The organism is Tenacibaculum sp. IMCC1, assembly GCF_054906355.1.
Genome location: NZ_CM142818.1, coordinates 1,620,735 through 1,642,178, shown reverse-complemented (window position 1 = coordinate 1,642,178; position 21,444 = coordinate 1,620,735). Strand labels below are relative to the sequence as shown.

The following is a 21,444-nucleotide window of genomic DNA, read 5'->3' as shown; positions in this document are numbered from 1 at the left end:
TAGATGCTCCAAAAGTAAGGTTTTGAACTTACAGGTTTTCTAAAGAAATTATTAAATTTTATTATACTATTTTCTCTTTTGTTAGTGTACCGTTAACAGAACGTAAAATATATAAAGGGTTTTCGTTTTTTAGTTCTTGAGGAAGCAGATAATTAGGCCAGTCTTGATAGCTAAATGGACGTACCCAACGTTTAATAGAGTTGATTCCTACTGCTGTGAATCTGCTGTCTGTTGATGCTGGGTATGGACCTCCGTGAACCATTGATGGACAAACTTCTACACCAGTAGGAACACCGTTAAAAATAATTCTTCCAACCCTGTTTTGTAAAGCTGAAACTATAGTAGGGTAGTTAGCTACTTCATTATCATCTGAAATAACTGTTCCTGTAAGTTGCCCTTCTAAGCTCGAAATTATTTCTTCTAACTGTTTTTCGTTTTTACATTGAACCACAATAGAATATGGGCCAAATACTTCTTGGTGTAAAGTAGGATTGTCTAAAAATGTTTTTCCTTTAACAGTTGTAACTATTTGAGAAGCATAGTTGGCTTGTGTTTCCTCTTTATAGTTAGTAACTACAGTTAATCCTTCTTGAGCAATAGCTTTAGATTTGTTACTCTCGTATGCTCCAACAATGTTTGGATGTAGCATACAAGTTGGATTGATTTCTACAATTTTTTTAGCTAAAGAATTAATAAAATTATCTAAACTATCGCTTTCTATTCCTAAGATCAATCCAGGATTCGTACAAAATTGTCCTGTACCTAACGTAATAGAATTGGCATAAGTACTTGCTATGCTTTTGGCTTTATTTTGTAAAGCTTTTGGAAGCATAATAACTGGGTTAATACTTCCCATTTCAGCAAATACAGGAATCGGCTCCTCTCGTTTTGCAGCTAAATCTAATAAAGCTCTTCCTCCGCGGATACTACCTGTAAAGCCAACAGCTTTTACTTTAGGGTGAGCTACTAATTGCTGACCTACTTCAATACCACTAGAGTTTAAGTTAGAAAAAACACCGTTAGGCATTTCAGTTTTTTCAGCAGCTTTAATAATTGCTGAAGCTATAAGTTCACCCGTACCTGCATGCATTGGGTGCGACTTAACTATCACAGGACAACCAGCGGCTAAAGCAGCTGCAGTATCTCCACCTGCTGTAGAATAGGCAAGAGGAAAATTACTTGCGCCAAAAACAACTACAGGACCTAAAGGAATATTCATTTTACGTAAATCTGATTTAGGACTTGGTTCTCTATCAGGAATTGCAGTATCGATAGTAGCCTCTACCCATGAGCCCTCTTCAACTAAATCAGCGAAAGAGCGTAATTGAAATACAGTTCTTCCTCGTTCTCCTTTTGCACGACCTTCTGGTAATCCAGATTCAGCACAATATGTTTGTATCAATTTAGTACCTAAGGCTAAAATTTCATCAGCAATAGCATTTAAAAATTCAGCTTTTCTATTACCAGAAATAGTTTGGTATTCTTTAAACGCTGTTGTAGCTAAATCGACAGCATTATTAATCTCTTCTGGAGTCGCTTCGGTAAAAATATATTCATTTTCCTGGTTTAATTCAGGGTTAAATGTTTTGTAAGTTGTACTTCCTAAATTCGATAACTGATTTCCTATATAGTTTTTTCCTGTAATCATATTTAAATTGACAAAGAGTTAATTAGTGAGTAGCTAAAGTTTTATAATTGGGTAAAGTTGGTCTGCTTTTTAAGCCTGTTTCTATTACGCTTAAAACGTGCTTACGCTCTTCACCAATTAATGGTAGCCTTGGAGCTCTTACGTTTTCAGTACCGATACCTGTAGCTACTTCTGCTAGTTTAATGTTTTGCACTAATTTAGGGTTTATATCTAATTCTAACAACGGTAAAAACCAACGATAAATTTCTAAAGCCTCTTGTATACGCCCTGCTTTTTGTAGTTCATAAATAGCTACTGTTTCTTTAGGAAAAGCACAAACAAGACCAGCAATCCAACCATCAGCACCCATTAATAAACTTTCCAAAGCTATTGTGTCTACACCAGTCATTATCTTTAATCGATTACCAAAACGGTTCTTAATTCTAGTTACATTAGAAATGTCTCTTGTAGACTCTTTTACAGCTTCAATATTATCATGTTTTAATAATTCTTCAAACATATCTAGTGTAACCTCAATCTTATAATCAACAGGATTGTTATAAACCATAATTGGAAGTGAAGTGTTTTTTGCTACAGCTTTAAAGTATTCTACTGTTTCTCTGTCTCCAGACTTGTATCTCATGGGAGGAAGCATCATTAAACCCTTTGCCCCATCTTCTTCAGCTTTTTGAGCTGCTTCTATGGCTGCTTTTGTAGTTTGTTCAGCTATATTAATTAATACAGGCACTTTATTATTAACAAGCTTTACGGTAGTTTGGGTTAATATCCTTTTTTCATCATCAGATAAAGTACTAGCTTCTCCTAGCGTACCGCCTAATACTATGCCGTGTACACCAGCATCTAATTGTGCTTTTATGTTCACTTCAAACATGTTTAAGTCTAGGGCATCATCATTTGTAAACTTTGTAGTTACTGCTGGCATTACACCGTTCCAATTTATACTCATTTTAGTATTGTTTTTTTGGCAAAGTTATAAGTGAAGAAGTGACTGTCTTAGCTTCAAATTACCTAATACTGGTATAATATTACCTTATTAATTATTTTGATTAGTATTTGTTAGTAGTATTTGCATATTTTTGAATGCTAATAGTAGTTTTATTAATGAAAGTTTTACCCTTTAAAATACCAAAAACTCATAATATTGGTTTGATCTATCAGGAGGATAAAGAACAATTCTTTTATGATAAATTCCATCAGCATGAGGAAATACAATTATGTGTAATAGTGAAGGGAGAGGGAACTTTAATTGTTGGTGATACTGTTAATAAATATTCATCTGGAGATGTCTTAGTTATAGGAGGTAATTTACCACATGTTTTTAAAAGTGATGCTTCCGTTATTAAAGAGTCTTTTATGATTTCCCTTTTTTTTACAAAAGAATCTTTTGGGAAGAGTTTTTTCCAGTTAGATGACTTTAAAGAATTAATTCCTTTTTTTGAAAAATCTATATCAGGATTTAAACTCTTAAATAACAAAAAAAAAGTTATAAGAATTTTATTAAGTTTACAAAAATCAAGTAATCTTAATCGTTTCATAGGTTTACTAAGAGTTTTAAAAATTTTAGTTGATTCTGATACAATAGAGCTTGCTAGCTTTATCTACCCTAAAAGATATACAGATAATGAAGGAAAAAGAATGCGGGATGTAATGGATTTTACAATAAATAATTTTGAAAAAAATATAGATTTATATGAAATAGCAGAAAAAGCAAATATGACTCCCAATGCTTTCTGCAGATATTTCAAACAAAGAACAAATAAAACGTACTTTACTTTTTTAAATGAATTGCGTGTTGAAAATGCTTGTAAATTATTAGTGTCAGACAAAAGCCTTCCAATTAGCTCAATAGCATATAAATCAGGATTCAATAATTTATCTAATTTTAATAGAAAATTCAAAGAAGTTAAAGGAATAAGCCCTTCGATTTTTAGACATAAAAACATATAAATAGTTTTTTGAATAATAGTTATTTTGTTTCTTAAAATTTAACAAAAAAAGCAATATTTCTTAGTTATATTTGTCTTTTTGTTTTTTAAAAAATTATGAAGAAGATAATTGTTTCTGGTTTTTTTTTATTATTAAATTTAGTTTATAATGTTTCAGCACAGGAAACATTACCAATTTATGCTGATTATTTGTCAGATAATGTATATTTATTACATCCTGCAGCTGCAGGTATAGGAGATTGTGGGAAAATAAGATTAACAGCACGTCAACAATGGTTAGGGGTAGATGATGCTCCTGCTTTACAAACAGCAAGTTTTCATACAAAGTTAGGAGAATACTCTAACACAGGAGTTGGAGTAATTCTTTTTAATGATAAAAATGGATATCATTCACAAAAGGGAGTTCAAGGTACCTATGCTTATCATATAGATATGGGAAATGAAAACCTTTTTAATCAGTTATCTTTTGGATTGTCTTTTTCTGTGGTTCAGAATGAAAGAGATCAAAGGGCTTTTATAAACGATCCTACAGTAAGTCAGGTTATAGAAAGTGATTTTTATTTTAATGCTGATTTCGGAATGGCATATCATAAAAATGGTCTGTCATCTTATTTTACCATAAAAAATATTTTCTTATCAGCAAAAAACAATTTAAACCCAGATTTTGAATCATATAATCTTAGAAATTATATTCTTGGAGGAGGATACTTTTTTGGTGATAAAGAAAAGTTACAATTTGAGCCCTCATTAATGTTTCAATACAAAGAACAGACTAAAGAAAAAATAGCAGACATAAATTTTAAAGTATACAAAACACTAAATACAACTCAAATATGGGCTGCCTTATCTTATAGAAAGAGCTTTGGAGGAAATGTCTTTGGAGATTCACAATACGTAACTCCAATAGTTGGAGTTAATTATAAAAAATGGATGTTTGCTTATACTTATACACAGCAAACAGGTGATGTAGTATTTTCAAATGGAGGTTTTCATCAATTATCATTAGGTGTAAATCTATTCTGTACTAAAAGAAGAGCAGCTGCGTGTCCTAATATTAATGGAAGTTTTACGTATTAAAAATTTAAGAATTTTATTGTACTATTTTTATAGTCTTTCAACATTGATTTTAAAACATCAGCCTCTTTGTTAATATAAAATGTGTTTTCGGTAACTTCATTACTATTATTTAGTAAATTTTGTTGAAGTAAAACATTTTTAACTTGTCTGGCTACAGCTTCGCCAGAGTCAATAATCTTTACATTTTTACCCGTAATTTTTTGTATTTGAGGTAATAAATAAGGATAGTGAGTACAGCCTAAAACAATATAGTCACATTTTTTATTTAGCATTGGTGTTAGGTACTTTTTTAATAATAAAGTCATCTTATTAGAATAGATGTTTCCATTTTCTATAAGTTCAACTAATCCTTCTCCTATTTGTTCAATAATATTAATTTGATCATTTAAACTTGAGGTTGTTTTTTCAAACAAAGCACTATTTAAGGTTCCTTTAGTAGCCAATATACCAATAGTACCCGTTTGAGTTTGTAATGAAGCTGGTTTTATAGCAGGTTCTATACCAATAAAAGGTATTTTATAATTAGCTCTTAGATATTCAATGGCATTAGTAGTAGCTGTATTACAAGCAACAACTATAATTTTGGCTCCTTTATCAATTAAAAATTCAGTATTTTTTATTGATAAATTAACTATTTCTTGTGTTGATTTTTGACCATATGGAGCATTTTTACTATCTGATAAATAAATAGTGTTTTCTTTTGGCAGTAGCTGATGGATTTCTTTCCAAATAGATGTACCTCCAATACCAGAATCAAAAATACCAATAGGTTGTTGTGTAATCATTTTCATACGTATAACAAAAATAAAAATCCTGCTGTTTAAACAGCAGGATTTTTATATAAATATATGTATTCTTTTTAGAATCCTAATTTAGCTCTTACAGCATCATAAATATCTTCTCCTTTGTCGTAAACGATTAAACCTTTACCTGGTGCAGCATCGAAAACGTATATAATTCCTTTTTCAGAAGCAACAGCTTTAATAGCATCTTCAGCTTTCTTTAAAATAGGAATAGTTTTTTCTTGATATTTCTTTTGCATTTCTTTACCAGCAGCTTGTTCAGCTTGGCTAATTCTTAATCTTTCTTGTTGAACTTCAACAGCTCTTTTTTGGTTTACCTCTTGTGTTTGACTTTTACCTTCAGCTTCATATTTCTTCATTTTAGCCTCAAGTTTCTTATACATTGTTTCAATGTCATCACGGTATGTTTTGTTTAGCTTTTCTAGTTCTGCTTTCATAGCTTTTGTAGCAGGCATTTCAGCTAATAATTTATCAGTGTTAATATGTGCAGTTTTCTGTGCATTCGCCACACCACCTAATCCAACCGTAAAAATTGCAACTAATAATAACGTTTTTAAATGTTTCATCTTTGTTTAATTTAATTAATGTTATTTTATTCTTGATTTATTTGTTCTGTTTTGTTTCCTCTTCTTTTTTCTTTCTAGCTTCTTCTTGTGCTTTTAATAAGGCTTTCCTCTTTTCTTGTAAAAGTTTTCTTTTATTAGCTCTTTCTTCTAAACGTTGTTTTCTTTTTTCTTCTATTTGTTTAATTTTAGCAAGTCTATCAGCTTCTTTTTTCTTTTTTAATTCTTCTCTTTTAGCTATTTTTTCTTTTTGTTCGTCACTTAAATTATCATTTTTAAGTAATGACTTTTTAGCTTCAATTTTATCCTTTTTAGCTTGCCTTCTTTGATCGATATTAATCATTTGTACAACAAGGTCGCTAATATCGTGTTTTTTGTTGGAATATAGCATAACTAAATCGCTAGATTTATCAAAAACAAAATCGTATTTTTTTCTAGAAGCAATCGTTTGTATAGCATTGTATACTTGGTCTTGCACGGGTTTTACTAATTGCTTTCTTAAATTGTACATGTCACCGTTTGGACCAAAATATAAAGACTCTAACCTTCTTAAAGATTCTTGTTTAATGGTGATGTCTTCTTCACGCTCTTCAATTAAATCTTTAGTTAAAATGGCTTTTTCGTTAGTTAAATCAACTTTCAAAACTTCAATAGCACGAGCCTCTTTATCTAGTTTAGATTTCCATTTTTCTACTTTAGCATCTAAAGAGTTTTGTGCTTCTAAATATGCTGGGATACTTTGAAGAATATACTCCATATCAATGTAAGCTATACGTTGATTTTTTTGGGCAGCGGTTATACTTGCTATAAGTATAAGAACGATTGATAAAATACTTTTTTTCATCTTAGATATAATGTGTTTAGAAAAAACCGTGCCAAAACCTAGACGCATTATGAATGCATGATTTTAGAACTGTCTTCCAATTATAAAATGGGTTTGCCAACCAGATTTTTCGGTTAAGCCAGGTAAAGGATCAAAACCATGAGCGAAATCAATACCTAATAATCCAAATGCAGGCATAAATATACGAACACCTACTCCAGCTGAACGCTTTAACTTAAACGGATTAAATTCGCTAAAATTGTCATAAGAATTACCTGCTTCTAAAAAGCCTACAGTGTAAATCGATGCAGTAGGCTTATCTGTAATAGAATAACGCAGTTCTAATTGAAATTTGTTATAAATAGCCCCACCATCAATAGAAGATATACGGTTGTTCTCATATCCTCTTAATCCAATTGTTTCACGACCATCTAATTGACCTTGTGCAATACCGTCTCCTCCCACAAAGTATCTTTCAACTGGCGTTAAGCCTAATTCATCATTGTAAGAACCTAAATAACCTACTTCGAAATTAGACATTAATACTAACTTGTTAGCTAAGGCTGTATACCACTTACCTTTAGCAGAAATTTTATAGTATTCTAACCATCTGTATTTATCAGCTAAATAAGCTTGTCTTTCATCAGAAGTTGGGTTCGTAGGCTCAGTGTAGTCTTTTCCATTAACTAATGAATAAGGGAAAGTAGCTTTAGCTTTTAAAGTAAATTCAGAACCGTAAGTAGGGAAAATTAAACTAGGACCTGCAGAATTACGGCTAAGTGCTACTGTATATGCTAAGTTGTTTAAATCTCCTTGGCTAAGAATATTATTAGAAGAACCTACACGATAACCATAGTTTTGTAATTCTATTCTTTGATAACTAATGTTTTGAGAAAGAGTAAAATAATCATCAGGCCATTTTAAACGTTTACCTAAACCTATAGATGCACCAATTATACTAAGACTTTCATCTTTATTTACATCGTTCGTAGTAAAATCATAACGATATTGATTTGAAAAATATACAGAGAAAGATAAAGATTGAGGTGTTTTACCGCCTAACCATGGCTCTGTAAAAGAAAAACTATAGGTGTTGTAAGTTCTACTTGCTTGTAAACGAAGAGAAAGTTTTTGACCATCTCCCATAGGTAGTGGCTTATAAGCATCTTTATTAAAGATGTTTCTAACTGAGAAATTGTTAAAAGAAAGACCTAATGTACCTATAAAGGAACCACCACCATAACCTCCTTGTAACTCAATTTGACTTCCTCCTTTTTCAACAACAGAAAAATCAATATCAGCAGTTTTATTCTGATAATCAGGTTTAACATCTGGTGTTACATTAGTGTCGAAGAAACCTAATTGCCCAATTTCACGAATAGACCTAATAATATTTTCACGGCTAAATAAATCTCCCGGCTTAACACGTAATTCTCTGTAAATTACATGGTCGTTTGTTTTATCGTTACCCGTTACTGTTACCTTTTTTATTGTTGCAGGTTCATCTTCTCTAATACGAACTTCAACGGTAATGGAGTCATTTTCTACTTTAGTTTCTACAGCGTTTACTTGAGAGAATAAGAAACCATTATTATGATAGAGAGTTTGTATGTCTTGAGAAGTAGGTGTACCATCTCCAGAGATACGCTCTTTTAAAACCTTTCCATTGTAAATATCTCCTTTGTCTATTCGGAGGATGTTACTTAACTGTTCATCTGTATATTGTTTATTACCAATAAAAACAATTTCATCAAAACGGTATTGACGGCCTTCTTCAACTTCAATTTCAAGATTAATGGTATTGTCATCATTCCAAACAACTTTGTCAGATAAAATCCTAGCATCACGATATCCGTTTTCGCTGTATTTTTCAAGAATACTTTTTAAATCTTCTTTATAATCATCTAAAATATATTTAGAAGCTTTCCAAAAACGACCAAAAACTTTACGTTTGGTGTTTTTCATGGCACCACGCAAAGTAGCGTTAGACATGGCTTTATTGCCAGTAAAATTAATTTCTTTAATCTTTATACGATTACCCCTATCGATAAAAATAGACATGCTAACAGTGTTAACATCAGAAGTGTCTTTTTTAGTATCTAATGAAACCTTTGTTTTTAAGAAACCTTTATCTGTATATTTCTTTTTAATAAAGTTGCGAGTGGTAACAATAAGGTTGTCTGTGACCATTACCCCTTTTTTTAATTCTGTTTCTTTTTTTATCTCTTTAATTTGTGATTTTTTTATCCCAGAAATGGTAACTCCAGTTAATTGAGGTAACTCAGTTACATCAAATTGAAGATATACTGTTTCACCATCGCGTTTAGATAAATAAACATCTACTTCACTAAATTGTTTACTTTCATATAGCTTTTTAATGGCACTTGTAAGTTTGTCTCCTGGTAATTTAATTGGTTGTCCTTCAACTAAACCAGTATATACTCTTACTGTTTGTTCGCTAAATTTTTGTAAGCCAGTTACAGTTATACCTCCTAAAATATACTCTTTTCCTTTTTCGTAGGAAATAATATTTGTGACAGTACTGTCTTTAGGAGTTGTGTCTTGCGCTTGAGTACTCACCACAAATAGGGTGATAAAAAATACTAGTAAATACGAATATTTATTCATTTGTTTCAATCTGTTCACTGGTTTTTCCAAATCTTCTTTCTCTATTTTGATAATCAATTATTGCGTTATAAAGATGTTGTTTTCTGTAATCAGGCCATAGTACATCAGTAAAATATAACTCAGCATAAGCCATTTGCCACAGTAAATAATTGCTTATTCTTTGTTCCCCACTTGTACGTATCATTAAATCAACATCGGGCAAATTAAACGTATATAAATGATTATTTATAATTTTCTCGTTAATTTTTTCAATTTCTATCTCGTTATTAACAACTTTTTTTGATATGTTTTTGATAGCATTAACAATTTCCTCTCTTGAACCGTAGCTTAAAGCAAAGGTTAAAGTAATTTTAGTATTGTTTTTAGTTGCATCAATAACCTTACTCAATACTTTTTGGGCATTGCTTGGTAAATTTGCTAAGTTACCAATAGCATTGACTTTTACATTTTTACGTTGAAATTCGGGGAGTTCTTTTTTTAGAGTAGTTACCAATAAACTCATTAAAGCATCTACTTCTAGTTTTGGGCGATTCCAGTTCTCGGTTGAAAAGGCATACAGGGTTAAAAATTTAACACCAAGCTCAGAAGCAGTATCAGCTGTTTCTCTAATAGCTGTTAAAGCATTTCTATGTCCAAAAACACGTTGCATACCTTTACCTTTTGCCCATCTACCGTTACCATCCATAATAATGGCTATATGGTTTGGTACTTTTTGTAAATTAATACGCTGTAGTTTTTCTTCCATAATTATTGTGCTATTCCACCAAAACAAGGTGGTCTTCCAAAGGTATATACGATAGAAACTCCTGAGAATACATACCAGTCATTTCCATTACCCCCAAAATCTAGTGAGTTTATTTTATCTGTTGTAAAGTCTAAATCGTCTACGAATGTGAATCGTATACCTGTTTCAAAAGCAATGGCAAAATTATCGGTTAATCTTCCTTTTAATCCAATACCTACAGGAATAGTATATGAAAATTTGTTTTTTAAGAGAACTGTATTACTTGATGAAGTTGGTTCTGGACTTTTGTAATTAAAAGCAGCAATTTCAGCTAATATATAAGGTGTAAATGAAGTTCTGTAATCGCTGATGTTATAATCAAAGAAATTAAATTCTACTCCAGCTGCAAATTCATGAATGGTGTTTGAAAAGCTAATACCTCTGTTTTGGCGAAAAGCATTATCAGCATTGTTATCATTACCAGAAATAGGCATGTAAGTATATGTTCCTCTTAAGGCAATTCTTGGGTTTAGGTTATACTTGTATATGAGACCACCAGCAAACTCATTAGGGTGTATGTAATTGGTACTACCAATATCACCAACATAGTTAGAACCACCGGCAAAGAAACCAATTTCGTGTGTTTGTGATTGTAAAGGTGTTACTACACAAGCCAATAATATTAATAAAATAAGTCCTCTCATTGTAAAATAGCGTGCAAATATAGGGAATTGAATTTGCTTTAAAAAGTTAATAATCTGTCTTTTTGATTAACTTTTTTTTTATGGTTTTATTGTAATCATTATCGTTATAACGATTCATTTCGTATGTCTTCTCCCCATAAAAGTTTTCCGCGCAAGGTATTTAAATAAGATTGATTCTTTGGTAAAATACTTTTTATGGTAAATGGTGCTTTTTGTATTTTTATTTCAGTTCCTAAGGAAACAGTGGTAATGCGTGAATCTAGAGAGATTAAAAAATCTTTTTCTCTAGCACTTACTTCTAAAAGAATATCAGTATCATCTGGAATAACCATTGGACGCGCATTTAAATTATGTGGTGCAATGGGAGTAATAACAAAGCTTTTTGAATTAGGTAAAATAACAGGACCATCACAACTAAGTGAATATCCTGTAGAACCTGTTGGTGTTGCTATAATTAATCCATCAGCCCAATAATTTGTTAAATATTCTTCGTTCAATGAGGTTTTAATTCCAATCATAGAAGTTGTGTTTCTTCTAGCAATAGTAACCTCATTAAGAGCAAAGTTAAGTTCAGAAAAATCTTCTGTTGTAGGAGAAGTTTCTATTTGTAATAAAGATCGTTCTTGAAGTGTATATTCTTTTTTAAGCATTAAGTTAATTGCTTCTTCAATTTGATCTTTTTGTATGGTGGCCAAAAAACCCAAACGCCCCGTATTAATACCCATAATAGGAATATCTAAATCTCTAATGTAGGTTACAGCTCTCAAAATAGTACCATCTCCACCTATGGTAAACATTACATCAAAAGTGTTTGATAAGTCATTAAAATGTGCGTAGGTAGGATACTTTTTATTTAGTGAATTCTTTTCAAGAAATAAATTATAGAATTGTTGTTCAAAAAAAACAACAATATTATGTTTTTCTAAGATAGTTAAAAGAATTTTAACCTCTTTATCTGCAAGTGTAGTATATGCTTGACCGTAAATAGCGACTTTTTTCACTGTTAAAATTTTGTGTTGGTTATTGAAAAAATTACATATCCAAGTACTTTCTTAAATAAGCAGCTCTATCTTTAAGCTCTTCTAAATAAAAATCATCTTCGTGTTGTGTAATAACGTTGTAACCGTACCTGCGAAATGTTTGAATGATTTCATTTATTTCTTCTGAAACAACTTTAAGGGTTACTTCAATGCTATTTATGTTTTCTGAAGAAATATATGCACCTAATAATTTACCGTTATTGGCTTCAACTATTTGAGCTACTTGCCCCATAGAATAATCTGTTTTATTCTTGTCAATAATTAAAGTATCACTTTCATTATGTAAAAAAGGGCTGTTAGCAAAAGCATCTAAAATATCACTCAATTCATAATAGCCTACATAATGCAGGTTTTTATCTATAACAGGAATTAAATTCGAGTCGTTATCAGCAAATAAAGTAATTAAATCGAGTAGTGTAGCATTTTCATTTGTGTAAAAATGATCTAGTAAATAAGAGTATTCACTCAGTGTACGATTTTTATTTTCAATAGTTTGAATATCACTTTCAGGTAAACAACCTATTAATCTGTCGTTTTCAACAACAGGAATATGAGTTATAGGTAAATCATTACACAGCTTTTGAGCGCTTTTCACTGTGTCGTTTAGCGTAAGTGCTTTAATTTCTTTTAATATAAAATCATTGATTTTCATTACTACGAATATAGTTTAAAATGTTTGAATGCGTTACCTTTGTCCTATAATTTTACAACATGACAAAGTTAAGTGTTAATATTAATAAAATAGCTACACTTCGTAATTCTAGAGGTGGTAACGTGCCTAATTTACTAAAAGTAGCAACTGACATACAAAGTTTTGGGGCCGAAGGAATCACAATTCATCCAAGGCCAGATGAACGTCATATTCGTTACCAAGATGCTTATGATTTAAAATCAATTGTAACAACTGAATATAATATTGAAGGAAATCCAATTGATAAATTTAAACAAATGGTGTTAGAAATTAAACCAACACAAGTAACGTTGGTCCCTGATAGCGTTGATCAACTTACATCTAACGCTGGTTGGGATACTATAACACATCAATCGTATTTAAAAGATGTGATTGCTGAGTTTAAAGAAGCAGGAATTAGAGCATCAATTTTTATTGATACAAATTTAAAGTTAATTGAAGCTGCTGCTAAAACAGGAGCCGATAGAGTTGAGTTGTATACAGAGGAGTTTGCCACGCAGTACGAAAAAGGAAATAAAGAAGCGGTAAGACCATATGCAGAAGCTGCAGTTTTAGCAAATGAATTAGGCTTAGGTGTTAATGCAGGTCATGATTTAAGCTTAGATAATATTCAATTTTTTAAACAAAATATTCCTCATTTGGCTGAAGTGTCTATAGGGCATGCGTTAATATCTGAAAGTTTATATTTAGGCTTAGAAAATGTTGTGAATATGTATTTACATCGTTTGCAATAATTATGGAAGTATTACATTCAAAAATCATTGGAGAAGGATCCCCGTTACTTATTTTGCATGGATACTTTGGTATGGGAGACAATTGGAAATCGCATGCCAATAAATTTGCAGAAGATGGTTTTGAGGTGCACTTAATAGATCAGCGTAATCATGGACGAAGTTTTCATTCGGACGCTTTTGATTATGAGTTAATGGTAGGAGATTTGTATAATTACATTCAAGATCATAATCTTAAAAAAGTAGATTTGTTAGGGCATTCTATGGGAGGAAAAACAGTAATGTTATTTGCAACCGAATACCCTGAGTTAGTAAATAAACTAATTGTAGCCGATATTTCTCCAAGAATGTATCCGCCACATCATCACGAAATTTTAGCGGCGTTAAACTCCGTAGATTTTTCGGTGCAAACTTCACGTAAGTTAGTAGATGAAAAATTAGCTGAGTTAATTCCAGAAAAAGGAATCCGTCAATTTTTAGCAAAGAATGTGTACAGAAAAACGAAAGACGAATTAGGGTTTCGTTTTAATTTAAAGTCGTTAACAGAAAATAATAGTGAAGTAGGTGTTGCGTTGCCGTCTTTTACAGTTTTTGAAGGAAAAACGTTGTTTTTGCGTGGATCGAATTCAGGATATATATCAAAAGAAGATGAGCCATTAATTCAGGCACATTTTCCAGAAGCAGTGATAAAAACAATACCCAATGCTGGACACTGGCTGCATGCTGAAAATCCAGAATATTTTTATAAAGAAGCTGTAACTTTTTTAAAATAAAAAGCGAGGAGGAATTTATTAATTCCTAGTCCCTCGCTTAAAATAATCGCCCCCCGGCGAAAAACAAAAAAATTATTAAGGGAAATCACTGTTTATCTCGTCAATTAAATAGTTGATATTGTCATCAATTATTTGTTGGTTTTTCATGTAGTTGTAAAAAACATTTACTATAGCTTTTTCAACAATTAAGTTTTTCCTTTTACCTGAGTATACTTTTTGTATGGTTTCTAAAGAGAAATCATGACCGTTTTTACTCAAGTAGTTTTTTACCTTGTCGCGGTATTTAGGTGGCTTAATTTTTTCTAATTCTTTTCGTTGTGTAGCAGTTATCATAAAAACTCAAGTTGTTTTTTAGAAGTTGATAGCACTTTTTAATTTATATTTGTACGTATTGTGTACTTATTACGAAGTAAAAATACAAACAAAAATCTAAACACGAAAACAAAATTAAATAAATTTTAGAAAAAAGTTATTTTTAATGAGCGACTTTGTAGATGAAACATATAAAAGGGTAGAGGAGGTGATTAACTATAAAAGGTTAAATATAAGGTCTTTTGAAGAAATTATTGATGTTTCTAACAACTCTATTGGAACGGCAATACGAAGAAAATCATCATTTAAAAGTAATGTTTTAAACAAAATTCTACATTCTTTTCCTGAAATAAACCCAACTTGGTTATTAACAGGTAAAGAAGAAATGCTTTTGTCAGTAACAAACGAACCTTCTTCAATATATAAAATCAAAGATATTAATAGTCGTTTAAAAGATAGTTTGTTGTATTTGTTACAAGAAGATAAAGAAGTTAAAGAGGCAATAGCCAGTCAAGTAGCGAAGGTGTTAAAAGAATAACTAGCTAATCTAATTACTTGTTTTGGTTAAACTTTCTAAAGCGTAATATAATCTATTTTGAGCATTATCTTGCGATCCAAAGATAGATCTATACACTTCACCATTAGGGGTCATTAGTACCCATTGTGGCGTTCCTTCCGAATTAAAAAAATCGTACATTTTGTGGTTGTTATCTGTATAAATAGGGAACGGGAGTTCGTTTATAGTAAAAATACTCAAGATATCATCCCTGGTAACATTGTTATTGCTAAAGTTACTATGAATACCAATAACTTCAATATCTTTGTATGTTTGTTTAAACTTATAGGCTAGTGGAATGGCTCTACCAGTGCAACCTAAACAAGCATTGTTGTAAAACAACAATAATAGAATTTTGTTAGCATACTTTTCAAGTAAGTTAACTTCGTTTTGATTAAAATCGGTTACTTTTATTGAGGTTATAGGTTTAATAGAGTTATTTTTTAATAGCTCAAAAGTACAAAAAGTTAATTGTTTAATTTATAAGCATTTTTAACCATTCTCTTAACAACTAACCTATGAAAAGGTTTTATAAGCTTCATGTATACTTCACCTTTTTTATTATTGTATTCAACTAACGTAATAACTTTGATGTTATAAAAAGGATCGTGATTGTTGTGTACGATTGCTCTAAAATTTAAATGAGTGTCATTAGCACCTAATACAACTTCATTACTTGATATAGAAAAAATTTTAAAGAAACTTACATATCCGCCAACATCAAACCGCTCGTTATAATCATCAGGGTAGTTGTTTTTTAAATTAAAAAAAGCAGCAATTTTATTACGTAATTTAAATAAAAAGTCTACCCAAACTGGAGGTTTATTAAAAATTAAATTTACAATTTCTTGTATTGTGTTTGTATGATTAGTGGTAGAGAATGTGTCATGAAAATTTATTGTAGGAAGTAGTTTTTTAATGTCTTTATTCAAAAGAGTTTTATCTTCTTTAACTTTTTTCATATTACTAATCTCATAAAAATATGAATGTAAATATATAAATAGTAATTGTAGAATTTTAGTATATAGCTATTTAAATTTTAACATAAACTAGTATTTTTTTAACCAAAAAAAGAAAGTTGAGTTATTGTTTGTTTTTACCTAAAGTATATGCTTTACGTAACCATAAGTTTCTTTGTTTAGGAGTTGAATCTTTTATTACTGAAAAGAAAGTAGTTTTTACAGGAGTTATACCGCAAAATTCTAAGGTTCCCTTTTTAAACTGTCTAATAGCGGGTCTTTTCATAAAAAGATAATCATACCAGCTTGGGGTGTCAGAAGTAATGATAAGTCGAGCAGTTTTACCTTTTAAAAGTTTTTTAGGAAAAGGTTTTCCTTCAACAGGTTGAAAAGTTATTCCTGGTAAAAAAGCTCTATCAATAAAACCTTTCATTATAGCAGGGTAACCAGCCCACCAAACAGGAAAGAACCATACAATATGATCTGCTTTTTTAATTTTAGTTAAAGCTTCTTGTAAATCAGGTTCAAGTTCTGTTCTTTTTCGGTAACCAAATTTAAGGTTCGGATTGAAGTTTAAGTCAGCGATGGTAATTTCTTCAATAATAGCATCGGTTTCCAAAGCGCCTTTTTTATAAGAAGTTGCTAAGGCGTGATTAAAACTTTCTTTATCAGGATGTCCGTTTATTAATAAAATATGCTTCATACTATAGTTAAGATTATGAAGCAAAGTACGGGTGGTTTTACAAACCTAAAAAGGACAATTGTCTAATAAAAAACTGATTTTCTAATTCTGCTTAAATGTCGTTGTGTTATGCCTAAATATGAAGCTAGGTACTGTAGTGGGATGGTTTTTAAGTAGTTTGGGTGCGTTTCTAACAGTTTTTTGTAACGGTTTTCAGCGCTTTCATTTTGCAAAACAAATATTCTGTTTTCAAGATTTATATATTCTTGTTCAGCAAATATTTTAAAAAGGCGTAGCCAATTGGTACTTGAGTTTTCTAGTGCTACAAATTGTTCTTTGGTAATGATGTATAGTTCAGCGTTGGTTAACGCTTGAATATTTTCATTAGTTTTTGTTTGAGAAATAAAAGATGAATATGCAGTAACAAATGAGTTTTCTGATAAAAAACAATAAGTAGCTTCTTTTTCGTCAGACGAATGATAAAACGACCTAAAAATACCAGAAGTTATAAAAGCTACTTCTTTGCAAGTGTTACCTTCTTGAATAAAAAAATCACCTTTGTTAAGTTTTTTATATCTAACTAAATTTACAAAGTTGTCTATTTCTTCTTCGTAAAGAATATTATAAGAGGCCAAGTGTTTTTTGAGCATTTTATTGTTTTAATTAAAAATAAGACGAAGTTAAAATAAAAATCCATCAAAAATTAAAACAAAGCTTTAAACCTGTCAAAACAGCAGGTTTCTGTTTTGGTATGGTTATGGTAAAGTATATGAAGTGTTACGAATTAATAGTTTCAGTGAAAAAGAGTAAATTTATAATTCATAACCAATTAAATAAAAAAGAAATATGAAAACATTTTTAAAAGTATTGTTAACGGCATTAGCAGTAATAGTATTGGCAAATATTTTACCAGGAGTAACAGTAGCTAGTTATACAACTGCAGTAATTGTAGCAGTAGTAATTGCGTTGTTAAACCTGTTTGTACGTCCGTTGTTAGTGTTTTTTACACTACCAGCAACCATCGTTACATTAGGGTTATTCTTATTTGTGATTAATGCAGTGATTATATTATTGGCAGATAAATTAGTGTCAGGATTTGCAGTTAGCGGATTTTTTACAGCACTCTTGTTCAGTGTGTTGCTGTCAATTTTCAGATCGTTAATGTTTTCACTATTAAAAGAAGGAGACGAATAAGTAACCTAAAACATTAAAAACTAGAAAATAAGGGAGGTAAAAAAGATAATATTCTTATAGCTAAAAGTCTTGGTTATCAATAAATAAAGTAGTAATTTTGCACCCGATTTTTTAAGAAACAGATTTTTAAGATGAATATAACAAAAGAAAACGTAGATGCATTAAATGCAGTTGTAAAAGTTGATATTGTTGCAGAAGATTATCAAGATAAAGTAACAAAAGTATTAAACGATTACCGTAAAACAGCTAACATTCCTGGTTTTAGAAAAGGTCATGTACCAATGGGAATGGTAAAGAAGCAGTACGGAAAATCAGTAATGATTGATGAGGTAAACAAGCTTTTACAAGAGTCGTTAAACAAATTCTTAGTTGAAGAGAAGTTAGATATCTTAGGTAACCCATTACCAAGAGTTCAAGAAGATTTCAATTGGGATGCAGATAAATTCTCTTTTGAATTCGAATTAGGATTAGCTCCTGAGTTCGACGTAAACTTACAACCAAAAAACAAAGTAACTCAATATAACATTGTTGCTACAGACGAGTTAATCGAGAAAGAAGTTGAAAACATCCAATCTCGTTACGGTAAAATGTCTGCTAAAGACGAAGTTGCTGAACAAACTAATGTAACTGGTACTTTTGTAAACGAAGAGAAAGAAATCAACAAAAAATCTACAATTTCTGTAAAAGATATTAAAGGAAAAACAAACTTAAAGAAGTTTGTAGGTGCTAAAGTTGGAGACGTTTTAGAATTAAAAACTAAAAACTTATTTGAAGACGAGCACAAGTTACAAGGGGCTTTAGGAGTATCTCACGAAGAGGTTCATGACTTAGATATTCCTGTAACATTTACTATTGAAGAAATTACTGAGATAGAACCAGCAGAATTAGATCAAGAGTTATTTGATAAGTTATTTGCTGATGGAAGTGTAAAAACTGTAACTGAATTAAAAGATAAAATTAAAGAAGACGCAGAAAAGCAATTCCAACAACAAGCAGATCAACAATTGTTAAACGCAATTACCGAGAACTTAGTGGATAACACAAAGTTTGATTTACCAGTTGAATTCTTACAAAAGTGGTTACAAACTGCAGGAGAAAAAGAATTAACTGCTGAAGAAGCTGTTGAAGAATATAACAAGTCTGAAAAAGGATTACGTTACCAATTAATCGAAGGAAAGATTATGAAAGATAACGACATCAAATTAGACTATGCAGAGTTAGTAGACTATGCAAAAGGATTTATTAGAGCTCAAATGGCTCAATTTGGAAACATGAATCCAGAAGAAAAAGAGTTAGATGATATCGCAGGAAGAATCTTACAAAATCAAGACGAAGCTCAAAAATTACAATCTCAATTAATAAGCCAAAAATTATTAGCTTTTTATAAAGAAAACATGAGCTTTGATACAAAAGAAGTTTCTTACGAAGATTTCATTAAAGAAGTATACAAGTAATAGTTAATTACTAAAATTATAAATAAAAACCTGAATGTACATTCAGGTTTTTTTAGCCATTAACAGTAACAAAATACTAAAGAAATAGTTCTTATATTTACATCTTTATAACCCAAAAACATTTTAAAAATGGATTACGGAAAAGAGTTCGAAAAATACGCAACAAAACACCACGGAATAAATAGTAATTACTTAGGAAAAATAACAAGTAGCTTAACTCCATATATTATGGAAGAACGCCAAATGAACATTACTCAAATGGATGTTTTTTCTCGTTTAATGATGGATAGAATTATTTTTTTAGGTACTGGAATTAATGACCAAGTAGCCAATGTAATTCAAGCACAATTATTGTTTTTAGAAAGTGTAGATGCATCAAAAGATATTTCAATCTATATTAATTCACCAGGAGGTGGTGTATATGCTGGTTTGGGTATTTACGATACTATGCAATTTATTAAACCAGATGTAGCAACAATTTGTACAGGTATGGCTGCTTCAATGGGAGCTGTATTAATGTGTGCAGGAGAAAAAGGAAAGCGTTCAGCATTACCACACTCTCGTATTATGATTCATCAGCCACTAGGTGGAGCACAAGGACAAGCATCTGATATTGAAATTACAGCTCGTGAAATTTTAAAATTAAAAGATGAGTTGTATGAAATCATAGCTAAGCACTCAGGTCAAACAGTAGAAAAAGTAAACAAAGATTCTGATAGAGATTATTGGATGAAGGCCGACGAAGCAAAAGCATACGGTATGGTAGACGAAATTTTAACTAGAAAATAATAAACAAGCTAATAGCACTGAGCTATTGGCAATAAGCTGATAAGATGTCGAAAGAAGAAAATTTACAATGTTCCTTTTGCGGGCGTAAAAAACCAGAAACCGATTTATTAATTGCTGGTTTAGATGCACATATATGTGATAAATGTATAGAGCAAGCCTATGGAATTGTAGAAGAGGAAATAGCTGAAGCTAAAACAAGCGATTTATCAAAAGATTTAACCTTGAAAAAGCCAAGAGAAATCAAAGCTTTTTTAGATGAATATATTATAGGGCAAGATCAAACCAAAAGAGCTATGTCTGTAGCTGTATACAATCATTATAAAAGATTGTTACAAACTAGAGATGATGAAGATGAGGTAGAGATAGAAAAATCGAACATTGTTTTAGTAGGAGAAACTGGAACAGGAAAAACCTTAGTGGCTCGTACAATTGCTAAAATGCTAAACGTACCATTTTCTATAGTAGATGCAACTGTATTAACACAAGCAGGTTATGTAGGAGAAGACGTAGAAAGTATTTTAAGTCGTTTGTTACAAGCAGCAGATTACGATGTTGAAAAAGCAGAAAGAGGTATAGTATTTATTGATGAGATAGATAAAATAGCTCGTAAAGGAGACAATCCATCAATTACACGAGATGTTTCTGGAGAAGGTGTGCAGCAAGCTTTATTAAAGTTATTAGAAGGAGCAGTTGTAAATGTGGCTCCTAAAGGAGGAAGAAAGCATCCAGAACAAAAGTTTATTGAAGTAAATACTAAAGATATTTTATTTATTGCAGGAGGAGCATTTTCTGGAATTGATAGATTTATTAGTAAGCGTTTAAATATGCAAGCAGTTGGTTATAGTGCTTCGGTAGAAGAAGATAAAATTGACCACGATAACTTATTGCAATACATTACACCTCTAGATTTAAAGTCTTTTGGTTTAATACCAGAAATCATTGGTCGTTTACCAGTATTGAGTTATATGAATCCGTTAGATGAAAAAACACTTAGAGCTATTTTAACAGAGCCTAAGAACTCAATAATCAAACAGTATACAAAACTGTTTGCAATGGATGATGTAACGTTTGAAATGACTGAAGATGCATTGCAATTTATTGTTGATAAAGCAGTAGAGTATAAACTAGGAGCTCGAGGATTACGTTCGTTATGTGAAGCTATTTTAACCGATGCGATGTTCGATATGCCAAGTTCTGAAGAAAAAGAATTTAAGGTAACAAAAGAATATGCTGAATCTAAACTAACAAAATCGGCATTAAAAAAATTAAGAGCAGCATCTTAAAAATATTAATTGAAAGAAATAAAAAAAGCCATCAAATTTGATGGCTTTTTTAGTACGTTTGAAA

Annotated in this window: 24 protein-coding genes; 9 read left to right on the top strand and 15 right to left on the bottom strand. The window is 31.0% G+C overall.

Features of this window, described 5'->3' with window-relative positions; genetic code table 11:
* Positions 1–61: 61 nt before the first annotated feature.
* Together ACXIHB_RS07685 and ACXIHB_RS07680 are read right to left on the bottom strand one after the other, a co-directional pair.
* Positions 62–1,648, bottom strand: coding sequence for an aldehyde dehydrogenase (NADP(+)) (locus ACXIHB_RS07685; RefSeq protein ID WP_462099312.1), 1,587 nt, complete (start codon positions 1,646–1,648; stop codon positions 62–64).
* A 22-nt stretch (positions 1,649–1,670) separates the two neighbouring features.
* Positions 1,671–2,594 (bottom strand): dihydrodipicolinate synthase family protein, encoded by a 924-nt coding sequence (locus ACXIHB_RS07680; protein ID WP_047788640.1) that lies wholly within the window; start codon positions 2,592–2,594, stop codon positions 1,671–1,673.
* Positions 2,595–2,749: 155 nt separating this feature from the next.
* Between ACXIHB_RS07680 and ACXIHB_RS07675 the strand changes: the two genes are divergently transcribed.
* Both ACXIHB_RS07675 and ACXIHB_RS07670 read left to right on the top strand, forming a co-directional pair.
* Entirely contained in the window at positions 2,750–3,595 is an 846-nt protein-coding gene (locus tag ACXIHB_RS07675) for an AraC family transcriptional regulator (RefSeq protein WP_073181883.1), read from the top strand.
* A gap of 95 nt (positions 3,596–3,690) precedes the next feature.
* Complete coding sequence (locus ACXIHB_RS07670) at positions 3,691–4,671, top strand: PorP/SprF family type IX secretion system membrane protein (RefSeq protein ID WP_462099311.1); 981 nt, start codon at positions 3,691–3,693, stop codon at positions 4,669–4,671.
* Here ACXIHB_RS07670 and murI read toward each other — a convergent pair.
* The 8 genes from murI to ACXIHB_RS07630 all read right to left on the bottom strand — a co-directional run bounded on the left by murI (position 4,668) and on the right by ACXIHB_RS07630 (position 12,608).
* Positions 4,668–5,456 carry a glutamate racemase gene (gene murI / locus ACXIHB_RS07665; RefSeq protein WP_462099310.1) on the bottom strand — a complete coding sequence of 263 codons (789 nt, stop codon included), beginning with the start codon at positions 5,454–5,456 and terminating at the stop codon, positions 4,668–4,670. The genes ACXIHB_RS07670 and murI overlap by 4 nt on opposite strands.
* A 74-nt stretch (positions 5,457–5,530) precedes the next feature.
* Entirely contained in the window at positions 5,531–6,040 is a 510-nt protein-coding gene (locus ACXIHB_RS07660; RefSeq protein ID WP_047788636.1) for an OmpH/Skp family outer membrane protein, read from the bottom strand.
* A 37-nt stretch (positions 6,041–6,077) separates the two neighbouring features.
* Positions 6,078–6,881 (bottom strand): OmpH/Skp family outer membrane protein, encoded by an 804-nt coding sequence (locus ACXIHB_RS07655; RefSeq protein WP_462099309.1) that lies wholly within the window; start codon positions 6,879–6,881, stop codon positions 6,078–6,080.
* Between the two features lie 63 nt (positions 6,882–6,944).
* On the bottom strand, positions 6,945–9,488 hold the full coding sequence (gene bamA, locus ACXIHB_RS07650; RefSeq protein WP_047788634.1) for an outer membrane protein assembly factor BamA: 2,544 nt from the start codon (positions 9,486–9,488) through the stop codon (positions 6,945–6,947).
* Positions 9,481–10,233, bottom strand: a complete 753-nt coding sequence (locus ACXIHB_RS07645; RefSeq protein ID WP_047788633.1) for an isoprenyl transferase — start codon at positions 10,231–10,233, stop codon at positions 9,481–9,483. The genes bamA and ACXIHB_RS07645 overlap by 8 nt, the downstream gene beginning before the upstream one ends.
* Positions 10,234–10,235: 2 nt before the next feature.
* Positions 10,236–10,916: a type IX secretion system protein PorG gene (gene porG, locus ACXIHB_RS07640; RefSeq protein ID WP_239179320.1), complete on the bottom strand. Its 681-nt coding sequence runs from the start codon at positions 10,914–10,916 to the stop codon at positions 10,236–10,238.
* Between the two features lie 104 nt (positions 10,917–11,020).
* Positions 11,021–11,917, bottom strand: coding sequence for an NAD kinase (locus ACXIHB_RS07635; protein WP_082118619.1), 897 nt, complete (start codon positions 11,915–11,917; stop codon positions 11,021–11,023).
* Between the two features lie 31 nt (positions 11,918–11,948).
* Positions 11,949–12,608, bottom strand: coding sequence for a CBS domain-containing protein (locus ACXIHB_RS07630; RefSeq protein WP_047788630.1), 660 nt, complete (start codon positions 12,606–12,608; stop codon positions 11,949–11,951).
* A 59-nt stretch (positions 12,609–12,667) separates the two neighbouring features.
* Here ACXIHB_RS07630 and ACXIHB_RS07625 point away from each other — a divergent pair, with 59 nt between their 5' ends.
* Both ACXIHB_RS07625 and ACXIHB_RS07620 read left to right on the top strand, forming a co-directional pair.
* Positions 12,668–13,381, top strand: a complete 714-nt coding sequence (locus tag ACXIHB_RS07625; RefSeq protein WP_047788629.1) for a pyridoxine 5'-phosphate synthase — start codon at positions 12,668–12,670, stop codon at positions 13,379–13,381.
* A gap of 2 nt (positions 13,382–13,383) precedes the next feature.
* The gene (locus ACXIHB_RS07620; RefSeq protein WP_462099308.1) at positions 13,384–14,151 is read left to right on the top strand and encodes an alpha/beta fold hydrolase; all 768 of its coding nucleotides are present in this window, start codon (positions 13,384–13,386) and stop codon (positions 14,149–14,151) included.
* Between the two features lie 75 nt (positions 14,152–14,226).
* Here ACXIHB_RS07620 and ACXIHB_RS07615 read toward each other — a convergent pair whose 3' ends face one another.
* Positions 14,227–14,484 carry a hypothetical protein gene (locus ACXIHB_RS07615; RefSeq protein WP_047788627.1) on the bottom strand — a complete coding sequence of 86 codons (258 nt, stop codon included), beginning with the start codon at positions 14,482–14,484 and terminating at the stop codon, positions 14,227–14,229.
* A 145-nt stretch (positions 14,485–14,629) separates the two neighbouring features.
* On the opposite strand from ACXIHB_RS07615, the gene ACXIHB_RS07610 reads away from it, so the two are divergent.
* Positions 14,630–15,001 (top strand): hypothetical protein, encoded by a 372-nt coding sequence (locus tag ACXIHB_RS07610; protein WP_047788626.1) that lies wholly within the window; start codon positions 14,630–14,632, stop codon positions 14,999–15,001.
* A gap of 9 nt (positions 15,002–15,010) precedes the next feature.
* Here ACXIHB_RS07610 and ACXIHB_RS07605 read toward each other — a convergent pair whose 3' ends face one another.
* From ACXIHB_RS07605 to ACXIHB_RS07590, 4 genes are all read right to left on the bottom strand, one after another.
* Entirely contained in the window at positions 15,011–15,433 is a 423-nt protein-coding gene (locus ACXIHB_RS07605) for a TlpA family protein disulfide reductase (protein WP_462099334.1), read from the bottom strand.
* Between the two features lie 53 nt (positions 15,434–15,486).
* Entirely contained in the window at positions 15,487–15,981 is a 495-nt protein-coding gene (locus ACXIHB_RS07600; protein WP_462099307.1) for a DUF2867 domain-containing protein, read from the bottom strand.
* Positions 15,982–16,102: 121 nt separating this feature from the next.
* Positions 16,103–16,681 carry an NAD(P)H-dependent oxidoreductase gene (locus ACXIHB_RS07595; RefSeq protein ID WP_462099306.1) on the bottom strand — a complete coding sequence of 193 codons (579 nt, stop codon included), beginning with the start codon at positions 16,679–16,681 and terminating at the stop codon, positions 16,103–16,105.
* A gap of 62 nt (positions 16,682–16,743) precedes the next feature.
* On the bottom strand, positions 16,744–17,310 hold the full coding sequence (locus tag ACXIHB_RS07590) for a Crp/Fnr family transcriptional regulator (RefSeq protein WP_159493295.1): 567 nt from the start codon (positions 17,308–17,310) through the stop codon (positions 16,744–16,746).
* A 196-nt stretch (positions 17,311–17,506) separates the two neighbouring features.
* Here ACXIHB_RS07590 and ACXIHB_RS07585 point away from each other — a divergent pair, with 196 nt between their 5' ends.
* The 4 genes from ACXIHB_RS07585 to clpX all read left to right on the top strand — a co-directional run bounded on the left by ACXIHB_RS07585 (position 17,507) and on the right by clpX (position 21,380).
* The gene (locus ACXIHB_RS07585; RefSeq protein ID WP_047788622.1) at positions 17,507–17,854 is read left to right on the top strand and encodes a phage holin family protein; all 348 of its coding nucleotides are present in this window, start codon (positions 17,507–17,509) and stop codon (positions 17,852–17,854) included.
* A 131-nt stretch (positions 17,855–17,985) separates the two neighbouring features.
* A complete protein-coding gene (gene tig, locus ACXIHB_RS07580) occupies positions 17,986–19,308 on the top strand; it encodes a trigger factor (RefSeq protein WP_047788621.1) in 1,323 nt (440 codons plus the stop codon).
* A gap of 129 nt (positions 19,309–19,437) precedes the next feature.
* Complete coding sequence (gene clpP / locus ACXIHB_RS07575) at positions 19,438–20,097, top strand: ATP-dependent Clp endopeptidase proteolytic subunit ClpP (RefSeq protein ID WP_047788620.1); 660 nt, start codon at positions 19,438–19,440, stop codon at positions 20,095–20,097.
* A gap of 44 nt (positions 20,098–20,141) precedes the next feature.
* Complete coding sequence (gene clpX / locus ACXIHB_RS07570; protein ID WP_047788619.1) at positions 20,142–21,380, top strand: ATP-dependent Clp protease ATP-binding subunit ClpX; 1,239 nt, start codon at positions 20,142–20,144, stop codon at positions 21,378–21,380.
* Positions 21,381–21,444: the final 64 nt, after the last annotated feature.